At 44.4% G+C, this 20,986-nt stretch carries 17 protein-coding genes; 12 read left to right on the forward strand and 5 right to left on the reverse strand.

What is annotated here, in order from left to right:
- The first annotated feature begins 73 nt into the window (after window positions 1-73).
- Window positions 74-3,577 (forward strand): helicase-exonuclease AddAB subunit AddB, encoded by a 3,504-nt coding sequence (gene addB, locus ACH6C1_RS12385; RefSeq protein WP_374077483.1) that lies wholly within the window; start codon window positions 74-76, stop codon window positions 3,575-3,577.
- Window positions 3,561-7,286: a helicase-exonuclease AddAB subunit AddA gene (addA, locus tag ACH6C1_RS12390; RefSeq protein ID WP_374077485.1), complete on the forward strand. Its 3,726-nt coding sequence runs from the start codon at window positions 3,561-3,563 to the stop codon at window positions 7,284-7,286. Before addB ends, addA begins: the two co-directional genes overlap by 17 nt.
- 33 nt (window positions 7,287-7,319) lie before the next feature.
- Here the strand turns inward: addA and ACH6C1_RS12395 are convergent, their stop codons facing one another.
- Window positions 7,320-8,639, reverse strand: coding sequence for a DUF2254 domain-containing protein (locus ACH6C1_RS12395; protein WP_175074357.1), 1,320 nt, complete (start codon window positions 8,637-8,639; stop codon window positions 7,320-7,322).
- A gap of 174 nt (window positions 8,640-8,813) precedes the next feature.
- On the opposite strand from ACH6C1_RS12395, the gene ACH6C1_RS12400 reads away from it, so the two are divergent.
- Window positions 8,814-9,089, forward strand: a complete 276-nt coding sequence (locus ACH6C1_RS12400; protein WP_038559312.1) for a GNAT family N-acetyltransferase — start codon at window positions 8,814-8,816, stop codon at window positions 9,087-9,089.
- A 34-nt stretch (window positions 9,090-9,123) separates the two neighbouring features.
- On the opposite strand, the gene ACH6C1_RS12405 is transcribed toward ACH6C1_RS12400, so the two are convergent.
- Complete coding sequence (locus tag ACH6C1_RS12405; protein WP_374077488.1) at window positions 9,124-9,738, reverse strand: PH domain-containing protein; 615 nt, start codon at window positions 9,736-9,738, stop codon at window positions 9,124-9,126.
- A gap of 116 nt (window positions 9,739-9,854) precedes the next feature.
- On the opposite strand from ACH6C1_RS12405, the gene ACH6C1_RS12410 reads away from it, so the two are divergent.
- From ACH6C1_RS12410 to ACH6C1_RS12425, 4 genes are all read left to right on the forward strand, one after another.
- Window positions 9,855-11,060 carry a DUF418 domain-containing protein gene (locus ACH6C1_RS12410; RefSeq protein WP_095219490.1) on the forward strand — a complete coding sequence of 402 codons (1,206 nt, stop codon included), beginning with the start codon at window positions 9,855-9,857 and terminating at the stop codon, window positions 11,058-11,060.
- 59 nt (window positions 11,061-11,119) lie between these two features.
- Window positions 11,120-11,500 carry a DUF1516 family protein gene (locus tag ACH6C1_RS12415; RefSeq protein WP_374077490.1) on the forward strand — a complete coding sequence of 127 codons (381 nt, stop codon included), beginning with the start codon at window positions 11,120-11,122 and terminating at the stop codon, window positions 11,498-11,500.
- 116 nt (window positions 11,501-11,616) lie between these two features.
- Window positions 11,617-13,464 carry an asparagine synthase (glutamine-hydrolyzing) gene (gene asnB, locus ACH6C1_RS12420; protein ID WP_374077492.1) on the forward strand — a complete coding sequence of 616 codons (1,848 nt, stop codon included), beginning with the start codon at window positions 11,617-11,619 and terminating at the stop codon, window positions 13,462-13,464.
- A gap of 149 nt (window positions 13,465-13,613) precedes the next feature.
- The gene (locus ACH6C1_RS12425; protein ID WP_038559323.1) at window positions 13,614-14,462 is read left to right on the forward strand and encodes a YitT family protein; all 849 of its coding nucleotides are present in this window, start codon (window positions 13,614-13,616) and stop codon (window positions 14,460-14,462) included.
- Window positions 14,463-14,495: 33 nt separating this feature from the next.
- Here ACH6C1_RS12425 and ACH6C1_RS12430 read toward each other — a convergent pair whose 3' ends face one another.
- On the reverse strand, window positions 14,496-14,759 hold the full coding sequence (locus ACH6C1_RS12430; protein ID WP_095219488.1) for a NifU N-terminal domain-containing protein: 264 nt from the start codon (window positions 14,757-14,759) through the stop codon (window positions 14,496-14,498).
- 129 nt (window positions 14,760-14,888) lie between these two features.
- On the opposite strand from ACH6C1_RS12430, the gene ACH6C1_RS12435 reads away from it, so the two are divergent.
- The 5 genes from ACH6C1_RS12435 to ACH6C1_RS12455 all read left to right on the forward strand — a co-directional run bounded on the left by ACH6C1_RS12435 (window position 14,889) and on the right by ACH6C1_RS12455 (window position 20,557).
- A complete protein-coding gene (locus ACH6C1_RS12435; RefSeq protein ID WP_095271317.1) occupies window positions 14,889-15,329 on the forward strand; it encodes a hypothetical protein in 441 nt (146 codons plus the stop codon).
- 84 nt (window positions 15,330-15,413) lie between these two features.
- The gene (locus ACH6C1_RS12440) at window positions 15,414-16,694 is read left to right on the forward strand and encodes a diguanylate cyclase (RefSeq protein WP_374077495.1); all 1,281 of its coding nucleotides are present in this window, start codon (window positions 15,414-15,416) and stop codon (window positions 16,692-16,694) included.
- A gap of 23 nt (window positions 16,695-16,717) precedes the next feature.
- Window positions 16,718-16,984, forward strand: a complete 267-nt coding sequence (locus ACH6C1_RS12445) for a response regulator transcription factor (RefSeq protein ID WP_374077497.1) — start codon at window positions 16,718-16,720, stop codon at window positions 16,982-16,984.
- A 14-nt stretch (window positions 16,985-16,998) separates the two neighbouring features.
- Complete coding sequence (locus ACH6C1_RS12450) at window positions 16,999-17,361, forward strand: response regulator transcription factor (protein ID WP_374077499.1); 363 nt, start codon at window positions 16,999-17,001, stop codon at window positions 17,359-17,361.
- On the forward strand, window positions 17,354-20,557 hold the full coding sequence (locus tag ACH6C1_RS12455) for an ATP-binding protein (RefSeq protein WP_374077501.1): 3,204 nt from the start codon (window positions 17,354-17,356) through the stop codon (window positions 20,555-20,557). The genes ACH6C1_RS12450 and ACH6C1_RS12455 overlap by 8 nt, the downstream gene beginning before the upstream one ends.
- 44 nt (window positions 20,558-20,601) lie before the next feature.
- Here ACH6C1_RS12455 and ACH6C1_RS12460 read toward each other — a convergent pair whose 3' ends face one another.
- Window positions 20,602-20,769 carry a DUF3813 family protein gene (locus ACH6C1_RS12460; protein WP_374077503.1) on the reverse strand — a complete coding sequence of 56 codons (168 nt, stop codon included), beginning with the start codon at window positions 20,767-20,769 and terminating at the stop codon, window positions 20,602-20,604.
- 1 nt (window position 20,770) lies between these two features.
- Window positions 20,771-20,914, reverse strand: coding sequence for a hypothetical protein (locus ACH6C1_RS12465; protein WP_170937469.1), 144 nt, complete (start codon window positions 20,912-20,914; stop codon window positions 20,771-20,773).
- Window positions 20,915-20,986 lie beyond the last annotated feature (72 nt).

A 20,986-nucleotide genomic window follows, 5' to 3' on the forward strand; every position in this document is an offset into this window, starting at 1 on the left:
ATCTGTTTTCCCTAAACCCGTGTAACATGATAGAATAAGATTACTAGTTTGGAAGACAGGAGTGGAGCTTAAAATGGGTGTACGTTTTATCATCGGCCGGTCTGGAGCGGGAAAAAGCCGTGCATGTCTCGATGAGATTGCAGCTAAATTAAAAAGTGATCCAATGGGTTCGAATATATTTTATCTGGTTCCGGACCAGATGACCTTTCAGCAGGAGCAAGCGCTGATCAGGCAAACCGGTGTAGAAGGAAGTATCCGTGCACAGGTATACAGTCTGTCGCGGCTGGCTTGGTATATCCTGCAGGAGACAGGCGGTGCGACCAAGCAGTTCATTACCTCAACAGGTGTTCAGATGATGCTCCGGAAGATTACCGAGGAACGTAAATCTGACTGGAATGTCTTTCAGAAAGCGATCGAGAAGAACGGCTTTATGGGGCAGCTGGAAAGCATGATCACAGAGCTGAAGCGCTATCGTGTTACGCCAGAGCTTCTTCATGCTCAAATCCGGGAAATGGAGCAGTTTCAACAGCAGCATTCCCCTGAAGTTACACTTCGGGATAAGCTGGAGGATATCAGCTATATTTACGATCGCTTGACCGCGCTTTTACGGGATAAGTATATTGACAGCGAGGATCAGCTGCAAATGCTTGCGTCTAAAATACCATTGTCGCATTCTGTTAAAGGATCGGAGATTTACCTGGACGGGTTTCACCAGTTCACGCCGCAGGAGCTGGAGGTAATCGGTGCACTGATGACAGAAGCCGATCAAGTAACAGTGACACTTACATTGGACGGTGCAAACCGTCAGGATGTTGACGAGCTGGATTTGTTTGCGCGCACACATGATACATTCCTTCAGATTAAACAGACGGCGCAAGAAAGGAATGTGCCGATCACTTCAATCGAGCAGCTCAATCCTGCCGATGGGCGCTTTGGGCATAACCCAGCTTTCCTTCATTTAGAGAAGCACTTGGAGACACGTCCAGCTCCAATGTTGAAGCAGGAAGTACCAATCACCTTGGCGCAGGCAGTCCACCCAAGAGCGGAGGTCGAAGGTGCCGCGCAGGAGATTGTTAAGCTTGTACGGGAGAAAGGTTACCGTTATCAGGATATTGCTTTGCTTCTCAGACAGGCGGATGTATATCATGAGCTGATCGAAACAGTATTTGCGGATTATCATATTCCTGTTTTCATTGACCAGAAAAAGCCGATGATTCATCACCCGCTGCTGGAACTGATTCGATCAGGGATGGAAGTCGTTGATGGTAATTGGCGATATGAAGCTGTTTTCCGCGTATTGAAGACAGGTTTCATCCCATCGACTGATGAAGTTTATCCACTGACAGAAGAAGCAATTGATGAATTAGAGAACTATTGTCTTGAGTATGGTATTCGTTCCAGGGATCGCTGGCTGCAGAAAGAAGACTGGATTTTCCAGCGGTTCCGCGGATTTGATACAACACGGCAAACTGATAAGGAATTGGAAACCCAGAAACGGATCAATCATTATCGCCGTCAAGTTGCGGATGCGATGAAGAAATTTGATCGAAAGCTGCGGGAAGGTAAGACATTCCGTGAGCGCTCGATTGCTGTTTACAATTGGCTGGAACAGCTGCAAGTACCGCAGCGCCTTGAGGGAATGCAAGTTATTTTCGACGATCGTGGTGAGCTGGAAAGAGCAAGAGAGCAGGACCAAGTGTGGGATAGTGTACTTCAGCTGTTGGATGAAGCAGTGGAGATTGTTGGGGACGAACGCGTTTCCTTTCAAGTTTTCCGTCACACAATGGAGACGGGTTTTGAATCGCTTGAATTCGCTCATATCCCGCCAAGCTTAGATCAAGTGATTGTCGGAACGATCGACCATAGTAAGGTAAGCGGACTGAAATGTGCTTTCCTGCTTGGTGTCAACGAAGGCGTATGGCCAATGAAACCGAAGCCCGATGGACTTATCAGCGAGGAGGACCGGGAAGTACTGGCCGTATACGGCTTACAGCTTGCGGCCGGAAGCAAGCGCCAGCTGCTGGATGAGAGCTTTTATATGTACCTTGCATTCACGGCAGCAAGTGAACAGCTTTGGGTAAGCTATCCAATCAGTGATCAAGAAGGAAAGGCGAAGATGGCTTCTTCACTCGTGCAGCGCATGAAAGATTTATTCGACTGGTGCTGTGACGAGCGCATGCTTCAGGATCCGGAGGACAGTCTGGATACGGCTCGTTTTGTTGCTACTATCGATCAGAGTCGTTCTGCTCTTACGACTCAGCTGGCCCGTAAAATGCGGGGTTATCCAGTTCATCCTGTCTGGGATAGTGTACTGAACTGGTTCATCAGCCATGAGAGCGAGGATGAGCTGACAGGGAGGATACTGCAAAGCCTCTTCTATCGGAATGAAACAGAGGATTTGGCGGAAGAGACAAAGGAGCAGCTTTTCCCGAAAAAGGTGAAAGCAAGTGTGTCACGCTTGGAAACCTACTACCGCTGTTCTTATCAGCATTTTGCTAAGTACAGTCTTGGGTTGGAAAACAGACGGACTTACAAGCTGGATGCGCCGGATATCGGACAGCTTTTCCATGAAGCATTGAAGCAGATTACAGATTGGGTACAGCTGGATGGCCGGAATTATGCGCAGCTTAACCGGGAAGATGCAACAGGATATGCGAAACGAGCGATGGGCAACCTCGCACCTGTACTGCAGAATCAGATTCTCCATAGCTCCAACAGGTTCAAGTATATCCAGCAAAAGCTTCAGGAAATTATCGCACGTGCTGCCTACACGCTGAGTGAACAGGCGCGGCAAAGCAAGTTCTCTCCAGTTGGGCTTGAGCTTGACTTCGGGGAAAATCAGACACTGCCGCCGATTGAGATCACGCTGCCAAATGGCTATGAAGTACAGCTCAGAGGACGTATCGACCGCGTCGACAAAGCAATCGATCAGGAAGATCTGTTTCTTCGTATTATCGATTATAAATCCAGCAGCAAAGCGCTGAACCTGACAGAAGTCTACTATGGTCTCGCGCTCCAGATGCTCGCTTATCTGGATGTTGTTCTGTCTCATTCGGAGCAGTGGCTTGGTCTCCAGGCGACCCCGGCAGGTGTATTATACTTCCATGTGCATAATCCGCTGATTTCGCAATCGAGCAGATCACAGGTGGATATTGAGGACGAGATATTCAAGAAGTTCAAGATGCAAGGCATGCTGCTGGAAAACGAATCTGTTGCCCGTATGATGGACACGTCATTGGAATCAGGTATGAGTAAGATCATTCCGGCAGGCCTGAAAAAAGATGGTGCATTCCGAGCTGGTTCCCAGACGGCAGATCAAGACACTTTCCATGCTTTGCAGCAGCATACTAGATTTTTAATGGAGCAAGCTGGACTGGATATAACAAATGGCGGAGTGCATTTGAATCCTTATCGCCATCATGATAGAAGTGCTTGTACGTTTTGTGATTTCAAGGCAGTGTGTCAATTCGACGCATCACTTGCCGGTAATAAATATCGTGCAATAAAAGATATGAAGGATGAAGATGTACTGAATAGCATCAAGAAGGAGGTGGAACGACATGGTAATGTGGACTGACGAACAACAGCTGGCTATTGATGCCAAAGGACATGATATCTTAGTCGCAGCTGCAGCAGGTTCAGGTAAGACGGCTGTTCTTGTTGAACGAATTATCCAAAAGCTTGTAAATCAAAACGATCCGGTTGATATCGATCAGCTGCTAGTCGTGACTTTCACGAATGCAGCTGCACAAGAGATGCGCAGCCGGATTGGAACAGCTCTTGAAAAGGCTTTGGAGGCAAACCCTTCTTCTCAGTATCTTCGTAAGCAGTTGTCATTGCTGCAGAATGCGTCTATTTCCACGCTCCACTCGTTCTGCCTGGATGTTGTACGCAAATATGCGTATATGCTGGATTTGGATCCAGGTTTCCGTATTGCAGATGACTTGGAAGCGGATCTGATTCGCCAAGAAGTAATTGGGGAGCTGCTGGAAGAATGGTACGGTAAGGAAGGCGAGGAGCAAGCAGCTTTCTTTGGCGTAGTTGATCGTTTCAGCAATGACCGCAATGACCTGGAAGTGGAAGATCTTATTCTGAAGTTATATGATTTCGCTACCCAGAATCCATATCCGGAGGCTTGGCTGGATCAGATGGCAGAGCTGTATAATGTGTCTGCTATCCAGGATGAGAATGAACTGCCATGGCTGCAAGTATTGAAACGTGAAGCAAATGATCAGCTGCAGGCGATGCTGCAGGAAGCAGATCAAGGTCTTGCTCTGACACGCGAACCGGATGGGCCGCATCATTACGCAGAAACCTTCGAGGCTGAAAGGAAGTTCATTGCCGAAGCGAAGCACCTTGTGGAAGGCAGCTGGAATGACGCTGTAAGTTTCATAAAAGAGCAATCGTTCGGCAGACTTTCCGGCAAAAAGGTTGAATGTAATGACATGAAAAAATCGCAGGCAAAAGCACTGCGTGATTCTTATAAAAAGAGATGGGGCAAGCTTTCCGGCGATTGGTTTGCTCGAAAGCTTGAAGTCTATTTAACGGATATGCTGGAGCTTTATCCGTCGATCCAACAGCTCGCATTGCTAGTCAAGCAATTCCGCAGCCGTTATCAATTGGAGAAACGGGAACGGGCATTAGTCGATTTCTCAGATCTGGAGCATTTTTGTCTTGAGGTGCTGATCGATGAAAACAGTACACCGGAACAAATCATTCCCTCAAGCATTGCCGAAAGCTATCAGAACCGTTTCAAGGAATTATTATTAGATGAATACCAGGATACAAACCTCGTGCAGGAAACACTTGTTACATTGATTTCTGACCGTTCAGGAAGTGGCAATATGTTTATGGTTGGAGACGTAAAACAGAGCATCTATCGCTTCCGTCATGCTGAACCGACATTATTCTTGAATAAATATAAGGCTTTTTCTGATCCAGAACATCCAGCTATGCGAATTGATTTAGCCAGCAACTTCCGCAGCCGGCAGCAAGTGCTCGACGGAGCAAACTATATTTTTCGACAGCTTTTCTCAGAAGATGTTGGGGAAATGCAGTACGAAAAAGAAGCAGAACTCATCTATGCAAACAAAATGTATGATGACCTGAGACAAGATGATACCGACGTTGAGCTAGTTATTATCAATCGCGACGGTACGGAGGAAGCAGAAGATGCTGACACCGACACCGAAATGGTGGAGGATCTGGAGAAAGCACAGCTGGAAGGGCGAGCATACAGCAGGATGATTCAGCAATGGATCGGTCACGATGGCCACGATGCAATGAAGGTTGTCGATAAATCCACACAGCAGCAACGCGATATTCAATATCGGGATATTGTCATACTGCTGCGCTCCATGACGTGGGCACCGGCAATTGTAGAGGAACTGAAGCAGCAAGGCATTCCAGTATACGCAGAGCTTTCGACAGGTTATCTGGAGGCAATTGAAATAAAAGTGATGATGAGTGTACTGAAAATCATTGATAATCCGCTACAGGACATACCATTTGCTGCTGTTTTGCGATCACCTATCATTGGTCTGAAGGAAGATGACCTTGCCAAAGTAAGACTAGCAGATCAGCGAAGCAGCTATTACGAAGCTGCGAGGGTCTATGTTCGAACGGCGAATGATGAGATTTCTATCAAAATCGAACGCCTGCTGGAGTGGCTGCGCTCCTGGAGAATGGAAGCAAGGCAGGGAGCATTATCAGCATTAATTTGGTCGATCATGAGGGACACAGGCTACTACGACTTTGTTGGCGGTATACCAGGCGGTCGACAGCGTCAGGCGAACCTGCGTGCTCTTTATGATCGTGCCCGAAACTACGAGAATACATCATTCCGCGGACTGTTCCGCTTCGTGAAGTTCATTGAACGTATGGAGGAACGAGGAGACGATCTTGGAGCCGCTAAGGCTTTAGGTGAACAGGAAGACGTTGTTCGGATCATGACCATTCATAAAAGTAAGGGACTAGAGTTTCCTGTTGTCATCACCGGTGCGATGGATAAAACGTTCAATCAGCAGGATCTTCGCAACCGCTATTTGCTGCATAAAGATCTAGGATTTGGCAGCAAATATATTGATCCAGTGAAACGGCTTATGTATCCTACATTGATTTACCATGCATTAAAGGCAGAGAAACAGCGGGAATCATTGGCAGAAGAAATGCGTGTGCTTTATGTTGCTTTGACACGTGCAAAGGAAAAACTGGTCATGGTCGGCAATGTCGCATCATTGGAGAAAAAGCTGCAAAAGTGGCGTCAAATTGCTGATCATCCGTCATGGGTGCTGCCGTCGCATTACCGACTGGAAGCAACATCCTATTTGGATTGGGTGGCACCTGCGCTAATGCGTCATGAACAAGCGATGGAACTGAGAGCAGAAGAGCTATCACAGCACCTGCCGACAGAAATCACAGCAGATAGTTCCCAGTGGCGAATCCGTATCCAAGAAAGCAGAGACTATCTAACTTCTGATGAACAGGAAGAAGAAGCAAACCAAGAGCTGCTTCAACGTATCACTGACTGGAATCCGGGTGAAGAGGATCCGGATTGGAAGGAAGAAGTGGAAAACCGGCTGACTTATCATTACCTGCATACAGAAGCGACAAAGTTCCGGGCAAAGCAGACTGTGACTGAAATTAAGCGTCAGCGGGAAATACGGGACAGCTACAGTGATAGTGGTATAATGAACCGTATTCAGCAAAGAGCTCCGATTGCCAGCAGACCACGTTTCCTGCAAGAATCAAAGGAACTTACACCAGCAGAACGAGGCAGTGCAGTCCATGCTGTTTTGCAGCAGCTTGATATCCGAAAGGAATGGGATAAGAAGAAGCTGGAGGAGTTCCTGCTAGAATTGGTAGATAAGGAATTTTTACAGCAGGATGCTGCAGCATCAATTGACGTGGAGCGGATACTTGATTTCCTAGAGTCTTCAATAGCAGATCGCATACGCCAAGCTGAACACTTCTATCGGGAAACTCCTTTTACACTGGCACTGCCTGCGAATGAACTGTACAACGACTGGACAGGTGCAGCTTCTGACAGGGTAGTCGTTCAGGGAGTGGTCGATCAGATTCTAGTGGAGGAAGATGGACTTGTGCTCCTGGATTACAAAACGGATACACTTTACGGAGAAGATCCGAATAGGAGAGCAGAAATTCTCACAGAGAAGTACCGGGTTCAGATTGAACTTTACGCTAAGGCAATTGAACGAATTTGGAAGAAACCGGTCAAGGAAAGCTATCTATACTTCTTTGATAAAGGCCTCTTGCGACGAGTATAAGAAAAGGAGACAGCAACATTGCTGTCTCCTTTTTCATTTTGGCTGGAGATGTCTTTCCAGCGGGTAATAATCTTTTGCATGGCCGGTAACTTCTGCTAATTGTTTTAGATATTCCAGTAAGCGAATTCGGTCTGCCTGGAAGAAAGCAGAATCTGAGATATGGAGAATTGTGTCTTGGGCGAACTCCCATATTATAGGGAAGTTCTTTTCAGATATAGTATCAGTCATCCGGATGAAAACTTGGATCATTTCCACTATCAAGAGATAATCTTTTTGAGTATAGTGCCGAATCCGTCCGAAACCTTCATGTAGATACGTAGAAAAAGTGACGGTATTATAAACGACTCTTGTCTGTTCCTCTTCATCCTGCAAATAAGGGTGGAGTGTGGTAGATGCATCGATGTTAATCATCAGATCTGCCATTTGATGAAACGTATTGATAGCGGAGGTTGGATCATCATTTCCAATCGACTTGATGGCAATTTCACTTAGTTTGTTCATACTCATATCTACATCTTGTATCTCGGATCGTTTATGCCCGATTTGGATGAGTTTGCTGTACTTCTCGATTTGCACATCCTGCGCTCCGGGTCCGCGATAGCTGAACAAACGATTGCCTTTCAACACGAAGTCACCTGCTTTGGCATCCATCCTTATGACGACATCATCTTTCTTTGCCTGTTTGATCATATCCACAAAGTTAATCAGCTGTATATAACCGGAATTAGATGCTTTGCAAGTGTATCCTGTGTAATCCTCAAATGTATAACCAGGTTCATCACAGCGGTACGGCTCCAGCTCATCAATTAAAGTCGATTGGATGATCCTTTCCGACTCGCTTTTCATGGCATCCACAATATTGTGCAGTTGCATCCATGTTGTTGTATGGTTTACAAATAAAGCAAAACCGATAACTGCCGCCAGTGTGACAAGCGTACACGCGATCGGCACAGCCGTAAAATAATCGCGGGAACTGTTCGTGACAAACAGGAAGGAAATGAGCATAAACACAAAGCTTCCATAAAAAAGCCCAAGAATATGCTGTGTCGTCCTATCGGAGATAAAATTGAAAAGCATGCGCGGCGAATACTCTGAACTGAAACTTGTTAAGACTACTAGGATCGAGTTCAAAGTATAAGCTGCCAAAAGCAGTGTACCGCTGACTAATACACTCACGAGAGTACCAGTATTCGAAGCAGAAGCATTGAAGAATCCCGTTGTTTTAGTTGGTAAATCAAAATATAGATCCAACAGCAGTGGAATCGCTACGAGAAGAAGCGTTCCTGCGATATAGATTGTCGGCATCATCCAAAGATTAAGCTGCGCCTCATGCTTGCGCTGACGCTTTGTCATATGTAGATATTTTCGTAAAGGTCTCGGTAAAAGTTTGATAAGCATATAGGACGCCTTTCTACTTGAGTTTGATCATTGCATTTTACCCTACATTTAGAAGCGGCAAACACCAGGTTTCCATATGAATACCTAGCTGATCATGCGGGTAGAGTAAGGAAAGGAAGGAGTGGTACGATGGCTGACATCAAACAAGAAAAAGGGCGATTTTATATCGGAAATAGTGACCAGCCTGATGCAGAGGTGACATTCACAGAATCTGATGATATTGTCATTGAACATACTATGGTAATAGAGGATAAGCAGGGCGCAGGTATTGGAAAGCAATTGATAGATCGAGTCGTAGATTATGCAAGAGAACAAGAGAAACAAATTGTGCCGGTATGTACATTTGCACATGAGATATTGAGTACTGATAAAAAATACGACGGGGTTTGGGAAGGCCCGCTATAAAAAGAGTGGCTCGCATAGTGCGAGTCACTCTTTTTTAGTTGTTGATATATTTTTCGTAAACTGCGCCGAAATCATGTGCATGATATTTATGTTTGGTAGATGTCAGCCATTCGAAGCCGAATTCAGTCAATTTCTGGTACGTTTCATCCAGCGTACCGTCTGTATAACGTGATTGCTGGAGTATGGCTGCTGCTTTATCCAGACTTGTATGTGCCATATCTGTAAATAAGCCGTTTTCATAATTGATCTCTGCAATGCGCAGCAAAGCTTTATATAAATCCTTAAGCTGATCGATCTGGTCTTTCTTAACATCGATACTGATTACCTGATTATCGATGGAAAATTTAATTTCGATATCCAAATCCACTTTACCCGCTGTTTCCAAATACACGTTACTGATGCGATGCTGCATATATGGGTAACGGCGAAGCGTACGTTTGGAAGAAACGGCGCTTTCACCGTCAACATGGATGATGGAGAGATTTGTAAAGCAATACTCATCCTGTTTCGTTTTAATCAAAAAGTAGATTTTTTCGTTATTTTCATTCATGACATAATCATCAGCATCCGTCTTATCGTAATCACTTGGAGGAATGATCTTGCCGATATCAGAGAGACCTAGAGCATCAGAAGCTAGTTTCTTAAACATAAATTAACCCTTTCCGCTATGTAGCATGTGATATACTAATTTTAGCAATTTTGACAGAGAGCATCCATATTAATTTTGTAAATGATGCATCTGTACTAAGCGAGAGGCGGAATGAGATGAAAGAAAAAATAAGACCTTTGCCACAGACAAAACGGCTGCATTGGATCGACGCAGCAAGAGGGGCGGCCATACTGGGTATCTTCATGGTAAATGCACCTTCATTCGGTTCTCCCTATTATATGCCAGGAATTGATTCACCTGAATGGGATTCGCCACTTGATACCTTTCTGCTAGGCGGCATCGATATATTCTTTCAAGCTAGTTTCTACACGTTATTTTCCATATTATTCGGGTTCGGCATGCAGCTTATTTTCGATAGCCGGAAACGCGACGGCATCAAGCCAGGCTGGTTCCTAAGCAGAAGGATGTTAGTGCTGCTGGGACTTGGAGCAATCCATGCATTTCTTATTTGGCATGGCGATATTCTTTTTACATATGCAATTATTGGATTATTGCTTATTCCATTCCTTTACACACCGAGATGGGTTTTGCTGACGATGATTCCGGTTTTGCTTGTTCCTGTGGTTCTGCTGCTTACGGTTTCAACTCTGGCATTATCAATGCTTGGAGAAGGAATGGATGAAATGCTGTCCAGCACGATGGATATAACAAGCAAGCTGACTGCTTATGGCAATGGAACATACACTGACATCCTGCAGCAGAACATCGCGGACTGGTCAATGTCGAACGGAGTCGGGGGCATAATCGTAGGTATATTTATGCTGCTGCCATTAATGCTTCTAGGTGCATATCTTGCGCGCACGAAGCTGCTTCATGACCCTTCAGCAAACCGACGCAAGCTCATTTGGTTCACTATTATTACTGGATTCCTTTTTCTTGTTCTTAAAGCAGGGCCATACTTAATTGGTGCTCCGCTTTGGCTGAGTTATGCTCAGGATTATATCGGCGGTCCAGCGTGTGCACTTTTTTACCTTTCTTTGATAACGCTACTATCAAATCTCCCTGTATTCAGCTGGATTGCACGTCAGTTAAGCTATGTCGGGCGCATGTCTTTGTCCAATTACTTATTCCAGTCTGTATTGATGTTCGTTTTGTTCTACGGTATCGGCTTCGGCTTATATGCAGAATTTTCCCTGCTAGGCTTTGTTTGCTTTGTTATTGGCGTCTTTGTAATTCAAGTTGTGCTAAGCCGTGTATGGTTCCGTTATTTCACCTTCGGACCTATAGAATGGCTGTGGCGCATACTGACATATGGGAAAATTCAGCCGCTTCGGAAGAAAAACGAACAGCGTGTGTCTTGATGCGGCAATAATGGGAAACATGGTATGATGTACGGGTACATAATAAAAGGAGGCGCACCATGGACGGAATGATACTTACACATATAATAGGCTGGGGACTCGGTCTTCTGCTCTTCTTCTTTGCGCTTGTTCTTTATAGCGAGAAGAAAGTAAAGCAGGCAACAATTCCGCATATGATTCTGCGGCTTGATTATCTGCTCATCCTTTATACTGGATTTGTTCTATTATGGAGATATTTTGACGCATCTGGATCTTCCTTTACTGTCCAGGCGGTCATTAAGGGAATTGCAGGGCTGATCGTCGTCGTCTGCATGGAGATGATTCTCGTGAAACTGAAGAAGGAAAAGTCCGCAAAAGCTTGGTGGATTATCTTCTTCATCGCGCTAGTCATTACATTATTGCTTGGCTTTGGTATCCTTCCGATGGGATTCCTGCCATAAACCTGCCTACTAAGGCAGGTTTTTTTCTTTTGCTCACGTTTAGCGCCACTTTTCATATGTTGTAGAAGTAACGGCTTAATATATGACTTAGGCGAGAAAAGGAGTAGAGCGGGCATATGTGCGGTATAACCGGGTGGGTTAATTTCAAACGTAATCTGGAGCAGGAGAAACCTGTGATCCAAAAAATGGCTCAGACATTATCGAAACGGGGTCCGGATGAGTACAACGATTGGGGCGCACCACATGTCCTGTTCGGTCACCGGCGACTGATTGTAGTAGATGCTGCAGGAGGCAAACAGCCGATGCAGTATACTGATGAGCGCGGGACTTATACATTGATTTATAATGGTGAGCTTTACAACACAGAAGATATTCGGAAGGAATTGAAGCAGCGTGGATGGTCCTTTCAAGGCCATTCTGACACGGAAGTGCTGCTTAAGAGCTATGTTGAGTGGCAGGAAGCATGTGTCGAGAAATTCAATGGGATATTTGCATTCGCTATTTGGCACGACAAAACGGAAACCCTCTTTTTTGCAAGAGATAGATTAGGTGTAAAACCACTCTTCTATATGGAACAGGATGGCGGGCTGTTGATCGGTTCAGAACTGAAAGCGATTCTTGCTCATCCAGAAGTGGAAGCAGTGCTTGACAATGAAGGGGTTTCAGAAATCTTGGCGCTCGGTCCGTCTCGGACACCTGGGCATGGTGTTTTCAAAGGCATAAAGGAATTGCGGGCAGCTCACATAGGGAAATTCGATCGGAACGGTTTGAAGCTGACTCGGTATTGGAATGTGGAAAGCAGAGAGCATACAGATTCTATAGAAGAAACTGCTGCAAAAGTAAGGGAATTACTTACAGATTCTGTCATACGGCAGCTTGTATCGGATGTACCGCTCGGCACCTTTCTTTCAGGCGGAGTTGATTCTAGCGCAATAACCGCTATTGCAGCGAATCACTATAAGGAAACAGGCAAAGGGCAGCTTTCGACATTCTCGATCGATTTTGATGGAAACGATACGTTTTTCAAGAAAAGCGATTTCCAGCCGGCTAGCGACCAGACATTTGTTATGAAAATGCAAAAAGCATTTGGTACGAATCATAAGACACATGTGATGGATAATCTATTATTAGCTGGCTCACTAAAAGAAGCGACCATTCTCCGTGATCTGCCTGGTATGGCGGATGTCGACGCCTCTTTATTCTGGTTCTGTGAACGAATCAAGGAGAATGTGACGGTGGCATTATCAGGCGAATGCGCAGATGAAATCTTCGGCGGCTACCCGTGGTTTTATAGAGAGGATGACTTGAACAGAGAAGGCTTCCCTTGGATTCGCTCGGCCCAAGTCCGTAACAGTCTGCTAAAGAAGGAATGGCAGCATGACCTTGATTTGCATGGCTATATGCTTGATAGATATCAAGATACAATTGATGAAACACCACTGCTGCCTGGTGAGGAAGCCGAAGCAGCAAAACGGAGGCAGATGTTTTATTTGAATATGCATTGGTTCATGCCGACATTGCTCGATCGAAAGGACCGGATGAGCATGGGAGCAAGTTTTGAAGCCCGAGTTCCGTTTAGTGATCATCGATTGGTGGAATATGTTTGGAACATCCCGTGGGAAATAAAGACGTATGGCAATAAGGAAAAGGGCATACTTCGAAAAGCACTCGAAGGAATTTTGCCGGATGAAGTACTTTATCGGAAGAAAAGTCCATATCCAAAAACACATAATCCGGTTTATACGGCTGCTGTCGTGCAGTGGTTGGAAGAAATCCTTCGGGATGATGATGCGAGGTTATTTGACTTATTTGACCGGAAATCCATTGAGGCACTTGTCAAAAGTAAAGGTCAGGATGTGACTGCTCCGTGGTTCGGTCAATTGATGACCGGTCCGCAGTTGCTTGCGCATCTAGGACAGATTGACTTTTGGCTGCGACATCATGATGTGAAGATTCGTGTATGACTTTAGGGGCTATATTAGCTCCTTACATAATAAAACTATTTTCATCCAGAGTGATTTCGGCTATAATGATTCGCGGGCTTAGCGCAGGAATAGCTTTCAGCCGTTCTGCGCAAGCTTTTTAATGTATGGGACTTTAAGGAGGTACATAATTGTTCTATTTTGAAGTGAAACGTATTGTGGTAGTTATATTCGGAGCCTTGCTCAATGCGGTGGCACTGAATTTCTTCCTGATACCTGCAAGTGTATATGGCAGCGGCTTTACCGGAGCTGCACAGCTCTTATTCGATTTCTTTGCCCAAGTTCTTGGCATCACCTCAATCGGTACAGGGATCTGGCTTTTCTTATTGAATATCCCCGTAGCGATTCTAGGATGGATGAAAGTGGGCAAAGGCTTTACCATTTATAGTCTCTTTTCAGTTGCTTGTATGACAGTTATGCTTGAGCTGCTTCCGATTCATGCTCTATCGGATGATATTATCCTGAATGCTGTATTCGGCGGCGTTATTGCTGGTGTCGGTGTTGGACTGACATTAAAATGGGGTGCTTCTACTGGAGGAATGGATATTGTCGTCATGATTCTGTCTCGTCTGAAGGATAGACCTGTTGGCACGTATTTCCTACTGTTGAACGGGATCATCATCATTTTGGCAGGTGTCCTCAATGAACCGGCGAATGCCTTGTATACGCTAGTCACCCTGTATGTCTCGACTCGAGTAATCGATGCGATTCATACCCGCTATGAGAAGGTGACTGCAATGATTGTCACAACAAAGGCGGACGAGCTATCTAAAGCGATTTATAATAAAATGGTACGAGGTATTACGATTATTCCAGTCCGAGGTGGTTACACACAGCAGGATAAAAATATGCTGATGCTCGTTATCACCCGATATGAATTGTATGATTTGGAACATATTATTAAAGAAGTGGATCCATCAGCTTTCATGAACGTTGTAGAGACAGCTGGTATCTATGGATTCTTCCGTAAAGATAAATAAAAGCTGAGGAGCATTCTGGCTCCTCAGCTTTTTTTAATAGCCTGCTTCTTCCATGACAGCGACGACTTTCGCAGAAAGCTCGTCCCAATCTGCGTTTGGCAGCTTGTTAATTGTAATGAAATTTTGGAAGCCGAAAACATTATCGACACCTTCCACTGTCATTAGCTGATTCATGATAGCGTACTCGCTCGTTTGTCCAGGCATGACAGACACACTGCCGTTGCCTTCAAAGATAATTTTATCAGTAGTGAATTTCTTCGCATTCGGATTCGGGGTATTTTCCACTCTTATACTCATGCTATTGGCCTCCTAGCGTCCATACTTACCACTATCATAGCAGATAGAGAACGATTTAAAAAGTGGGAAATAACTTGCTTAAGCAGAAACGGGGTTGGGTAGTGAATAGGTAAAGAGGAGGAATACTCGATGGTGATTCGTATTTTATGCATTGGTGGTATAGCTGGTATTGCGCTGTCAGCCTGGATGTATCTTTGGCAGCAAATAACGGCTATTAAGGTTTATACATTATTGCTTAATGTCGATTTTATCCCTTTTATTCGACAGGTGGATTGGAATGATTATATGCTCAATCTCTTTCACATTATTATTTCCTGGGCAATTGTCCTAGTTTACTTCTTGTCGAAAAAGAAACTAGGGAGAAACAGATGGATAATCGGTATTGGTTTAAGTCTCTGCACTGCCTGTGTTTATTTTCCCTTATCACTTCTAGCCAATCAGCCCGTATCAGCTGTGGATGATTGGTTGGCTATTATTATCTGGTTTTTCGGTCACTTACTATATGGTCTCCTGATAGTAAAACTTACTGATTTATTTTATAATAGTAAATTTTTAGGGAAACAAAGCTGAAGGTTTTTGTTGTGATATAATCAACCTGCAATCTTAGCTATTACACCAAGAGTTAAGTGCTTAATAAAGATAGAGGTGTACAGATTGAAGAAATACCAGGAGATATTTACGACGAAAATTAATGAAAGTTTTGTGATGTTCAAGCAGCAGGACACGATACGAAAAGGAGATTTGTATCAGCTAGTCCATCAAATGAAAGGCACAGGAGCATCTATAGGACTGAATACCTTGTCTGAAGTTGCCGAAGCCCAGCTGATCCGCATAGGGGAAATAGAAGGAGAACGTCTGCCGAAAGATATTTGGATGCCAGTCATAGAGGCAATCGAGGCAGTATTACAGCAGCAGGCTGAACTTCCTGCTAGACCACGGGAACTTATCAGGCAGGAGCCTGTACTGTTAATATCCAGCAATAATGACTGGCTCATGCGAGCGAGAGAGCGTATCGAGAAGGAGGGGCTTCAAGTAATTGTAGCTGCGGACAAAGAACGTGCAATTGCGCATCTTTATGAAGCACATCCACTTATAACACTGGTAGATGGCAGCTGGCGAGAGCATATTACTAAGGAAGATACTGTCTATGTTCAGCAGAAGATGTTTTCCTTTGTTATGTTTATTGGCGGAAATCTTAAATTTGAGGAAAAGCAGCTTTATTTTCGGAATGGCATCACAGATATAATTGATCAGCATGAAGTGGATGAGTTGGTAATCGAAATCATTTTTAATCGTTTGAAACTTTTAGATACGATGGAGCAGCAAGTCATAGTCGATCCACTAACACAAGTATATAACCGCTCATTCTTAGCTGGCTTCCCGGCTGGTCGTGAGTCGGATTTTACATGTGCCGTGCTTGATATCGATAATTTTAAACAAGTGAATGATACATATGGTCATGCTAGCGGTGATATTGTCCTGCGGAATTTTGCTGCCTATTTGAAAGGTGCTGTGAGAGAAGAGGATTATGTCATCAGATATGGAGGAGAAGAGTTTCTTCTGCTCATGCCAGGCATTAAGGGCGAACTGGCAGCAAGCCGCTTGCGCAAGATCCTAGAGGGCTACATACACCAGCCGCATGAGTTGGCTCAGGCAACTATCTATACATCCTTTACAGCTGGAGTGGCATCGATAGTAAGTGATGAACAATTATTGCTGGAGCAGCTGATCGAGCAAGCAGACCAAGCGCTGTATTACGGAAAACGTAACGGAAAGCAGCAAGTAAATGTTTACGAATCTTGTCATCATAATATGGGAGAAGAGCCTTACAAATCTCTTTATCTATCGGTAGTAGATGATGATACTATCATTCGTTCCTTGCTTCAGGACAATCTGGAAGGCTTACAGATGGATGGGGGTACCGTGTTCAGCTAAGAGCTTTTGCAGACGGTAGCTCTTTGTTAGACTCCGATTGGATCAGACAGGCGGGCAAGCACATTGTTCTCCTTGATGGTGTTATGCCGGATATGGATGGACTCGAAGTGCTGTCAGCTTTACGCACATATTCAAACGAAAAGAATTTGTTCGTTATGATGCTGACAGGCAGGCAGGATAACCAGGATGTAGTGAAAGCGCTGGAGCTTGGAGCGGACGACTATATGACAAAGCCATTTCATGTCGAGGAAGTGGCAGCCAGAATCAAAAGACTGACGCTCCGCACCTAAGAGGGGGAAATAAGATGGCAAGAATATTAGTGGCTGACGATGAAGAGGTATTGCGTATGTTAATTACTGATACTTTGGAAGATGAAGGTCATGAGATTGAGAATGCAGTTGATGGAAACGAAGCACTGCAAAAAATGCAATCAGAAATCTTTGATTTGGTGATTCTGGATAATATGATGCCCGGCAAGACAGGAATTGAGGTAGCCCAGTCGCTTTCAGCAGATTGGAAACGGAAATGTCCGATCATTATGCTGACGGCCAAGACACAGCAGGCTGATATTGAAGAGACGAAAAGAGTGGGAATTCCTTATTATATGGCGAAACCGTTTAGTCCAGCTCAGCTGATTTTGTTAGTAGAGGACATACTTAATGCCTAATTACTTTCGAAAATCGATTAAGAGGCAGTTTCTTTATATTCTTTTCTTTGTTCTGCTGGCAACGATGATAGGCATTGCAGCCTTCTTTTATATGCATTATTCCACCAATAAGCAATATGAGAAGGAGCGGAATGTTTTGGTAGAGAAGCGAGGCGTTCTGCAGAATATTAAATCCGACTTCAGTGACATGGTATTCCATATGCGTGGCTATGCTCTTTATACAAATGATCAGGAAAGACAAAATGCAGAGAAATCCCACATATCGCTAGAGGATAACCTGGCTAAGCTAGGAACATTTGATCTTTCCTTGCAAGAACGTGAGAATCTGGCACGTCTCCAGAGTTTTGAGGCTATCTATTGGGATACCTATTATCCAGAGCTGCAGGAAGCTATTGAGTCAGATAATCTGCAGGTCATTACAGGTGATGTAGCAGATGAGCGGATAGACGAAATCAATGATATTCTGCGTGTTACAGAAAACTTGAGACAGCATAACGAGGATGCTGTAACCGAATTGCATGATGAATTCATGGGGGATAACACGCGGGAATCTTATATGCTGTTTCTCTTTGTCCTGCTTATATTCGGTATATTGTTATTCTTTAACCGACAGTTCACTCGGAACATAGGAAAGCCTTTGTATGATTTATCAAATGCTTCCTATGACGTAGCGCAAGGGAAAAATGTAACTATTGCGCCGCTTGAGCGAAATGATGAAATTGGTATTCTGTCGGATGCATTCCGGGATATGACGAAGCGTATTCGAAATCGGGAGCAGAATCTTTCCGAAAAGAATACGAAACTCACTGAACAGCAAGAACAGCTGGAGAGCTTCGTCAATGATCTGCGTAATTTGAACTGGGCATTGAATGAATCTTCGATGGTAATCGTACTGGATAACAAAGGGATAGTTACGCAGGTTAATGAGAATTTCAGTTCCATTTCTCTGTATCCGGAGAAAGAGCTAATCGGAAGGAGTCTTCTTGGGATTATCGCGCATGAAGAGAATACGACAGACATCAGGACAGTTTTTCCTGAGCTGTTTAAGGGTCACGCTTGGAGTGGCACATTGGAACATCTGAAAAAAGATGGTTCAAGCTATTGGGTCCATGCCACAATTGTGCCGTATTCAGATGAAGACAAGGTGATAGAACAGCTTATCGTGATCGAACAGGACATTACTCGAATTGTAGAGACTGAGAAGATGCTCCGAGACTCATTGCGCGAGACCGAGGAGACAAAGCAAGGTATCGAACGAATGAATCGAATGAATAATACTTTATCCGTTACGATGGAGAAACAGGCACTCCTGGATACGATCATGAAAGAGTTAGCTGCTCTTTATCGGTATGATCATGGAGTCATTTTCATGACAGAGACTCCTGAGTGGGCTGCAATTGGGATTGCAAAACAATTTGAAGAGCCGGTAGCTGCGCATTTTCAGACTGTGATTCAACGTCTGGAAGGAAATCCAGTACCATTTGTACTTGAAAGGCAAGCTGACAAAGGGGAAGCAGGTTATCGAGAAAACGGAATTTGTGAGGACCTGCATATTCCAGTGCAGAACTCTGCTGGAGAGCTGGTTGCAGTATTTATCTGTACAAGGTTCAAGCGTCCATTCCATGAGTCAGAACAGAGAGAATTGAATTGGATACTGAGACGACTCAGCTTATTCCTAGATAAGATCGAATCCTATGAGCTGACTGAATATAATAGACAGCTTAATCAGGATATCATCGATAATGTGAATGAAGGAATCCAGTTTGTCAGCAATACAGGCGAGCTACTGCAGTATAACGCCAATTGGCAGGCATACCTGCAGCTTGATGCCGTGCAATCCCGCCGGGACGCTTGCAATGATTATACGAGTTGGATGGAGTATAGCAGTGTATATATCGAGAACAAGGAAGAATACGAAACATATGTGAAACAAGCCATCTTCGAGGGGGAGCAGCCTGCGGGCGGACTGCGGCTGCGTGTTAGCGGCATGCAGAACAAAATACTGTTGCTCTATCATGTATCTATTAAACGACATGATGAGAAAATCGGTACCCTTTTTGTTTACCGTGATATTACTGCGGAATATGAAGTAGATCAGATGAAATCAAATCTTGTTAGTACGGTCAGCCATGAACTAAGAACACCGCTGGCAAGTGTACTCGGCTATACAGAGCTGATGATCACCAAGGATCTGAAACCTGAGCGCCAAGCGAGATACTTGCAAACGATTCATCAGGAAGCGACAAGGCTGACGAACCTGATTAATGATTTTCTGGATTTGCAGCGCATGGAAGCAGGAAAGGAAGAATATGTGAAAGAAAAACAGCCTTTCACACCAATTGTAGAGCAGGTGATCGAGAACTTCCAATCTACAAACACCAATCATAATCTTGTTCTTCAGCAAAATAGCGCTTACGATCATGTGAGTGTTGATCGGGACAAAATGATCCAGGTGCTGACGAATCTGCTCAGTAATGCTATTAAGTTCTCTCCGGATGGCGGAGATGTAGTCGTTTCTGTTCAGCAGCAGGAGCATCAGCTTTATGTCCATATTTCGGACGAAGGTATCGGCATACCGGATCAAGAACTGGGGCGACTGTTCCAGAAATTCAATCGACTTGATAATTCCAGCAGCCGTAAAATTGGGGGTACTGGATTAGGTCTTGCAATTTGCAAAGAAATCGTTGAAGCTCATGATGGAAAAATCATGGTCAGATCAGCGGAAGGTGAGGGCAGTGTCTTTTCAATTGTTTTGCCATTGGTTGAGGCAGATAAGCATTTCCAGTCAGAAGTCGAATGCGGCCGCCAAATAATTCTGCTTGAGGATGATCGCAGTTTAGCGCTTCTTCTGGAGGATGAGTTGAAGGATGCTGGCTTTGATGTGAGCCGATTTATAACTGGAGAGGCACTGATCAAACAGCTGCCGTATTTAAAACCAGCAGCATTCGTAATTGATTTGATGCTTGGTGAAGGTTTGGATGGCTGGGATGTCATTCATGAAATCAAACAGCATCGAGAGCTAAAGCAAATTCCGATTTTTATTTCTAGTGCTATTCAGGAAATGGACAAGGCGAAGCACTATCAAATCAATCATTATTTGATCAAACCATACCCGCCGAATAAGCTGTCGACTGTTATTTTGCAATCAATCCTGCAGCATGGAAACAAAGGATTCATTGCATTTAAAAAGGAATAATATTAAAAAAGGCAGATCCGAAAAACGGATCTGCCTTTTTTTTGTTACTGGTTGAACTTCTGCTCGAAGTCCTGCAATTGCTGCTTTTCTTCTGCAGATGCATCGTTGTATGCAGATTGGATAGCCTCTTGCGCTGTTGCAGAGTCATCCTGGCTTGGTTTATTAGTCAAGCCCTGCACTTTTTTCTTGGCTCTCTCGAAGAAGTTTTCCATCCTAAAACCCTCCATTATGGCTTTCTGATTGATGCTTCTTCACACTATCGCTGAAACGTTCGCGGTAGACGAAAACATCGTCATGCTGCCTCACCGATTGCGCTCCTTGACTTGTGAACCGTTTAGATTTACTTCTCTTACTCATTCGTTACCCCTCCGAACGTCTAAAGAAGTAAAAGCATAACCGGCTTTACCCGATTACGCTTTTATTTTGCTC

It is taken from the genome of Terribacillus sp. JSM ZJ617 (genome assembly GCF_044383785.1).
Taxonomy (GTDB): Bacteria; Bacillota; Bacilli; order Bacillales; family Amphibacillaceae; genus Terribacillus.

Coding starts and splice junctions, on each gene's coding strand:
- addB (WP_374077483.1), top strand. CDS start 74: ATGGGTGTACGTTTTATCATCGGCCGGTCTGGAGCGGGAAAAAGCCGT.
- addA (WP_374077485.1), top strand. CDS start 3,561: ATGGTAATGTGGACTGACGAACAACAGCTGGCTATTGATGCCAAAGGA.
- ACH6C1_RS12395 (WP_175074357.1), bottom strand. CDS start 8,639: ATGACAAAGCGTCAGCGCAAGCATGAGGCGCAGCTTAATCTTTGGATG.
- ACH6C1_RS12400 (WP_038559312.1), top strand. CDS start 8,814: ATGGCTGACATCAAACAAGAAAAAGGGCGATTTTATATCGGAAATAGT.
- ACH6C1_RS12405 (WP_374077488.1), bottom strand. CDS start 9,738: ATGTTTAAGAAACTAGCTTCTGATGCTCTAGGTCTCTCTGATATCGGC.
- ACH6C1_RS12410 (WP_095219490.1), top strand. CDS start 9,855: ATGAAAGAAAAAATAAGACCTTTGCCACAGACAAAACGGCTGCATTGG.
- ACH6C1_RS12415 (WP_374077490.1), top strand. CDS start 11,120: ATGGACGGAATGATACTTACACATATAATAGGCTGGGGACTCGGTCTT.
- asnB (WP_374077492.1), top strand. CDS start 11,617: ATGTGCGGTATAACCGGGTGGGTTAATTTCAAACGTAATCTGGAGCAG.
- ACH6C1_RS12430 (WP_095219488.1), bottom strand. CDS start 14,759: ATGAGTATAAGAGTGGAAAATACCCCGAATCCGAATGCGAAGAAATTC.
- ACH6C1_RS12435 (WP_095271317.1), top strand. CDS start 14,889: ATGGTGATTCGTATTTTATGCATTGGTGGTATAGCTGGTATTGCGCTG.
- ACH6C1_RS12450 (WP_374077499.1), top strand. CDS start 16,999: ATGGCAAGAATATTAGTGGCTGACGATGAAGAGGTATTGCGTATGTTA.
- ACH6C1_RS12455 (WP_374077501.1), top strand. CDS start 17,354: ATGCCTAATTACTTTCGAAAATCGATTAAGAGGCAGTTTCTTTATATT.
- ACH6C1_RS12460 (WP_374077503.1), bottom strand. CDS start 20,769: ATGGAAAACTTCTTCGAGAGAGCCAAGAAAAAAGTGCAGGGCTTGACT.
- ACH6C1_RS12465 (WP_170937469.1), bottom strand. CDS start 20,914: ATGAGTAAGAGAAGTAAATCTAAACGGTTCACAAGTCAAGGAGCGCAA.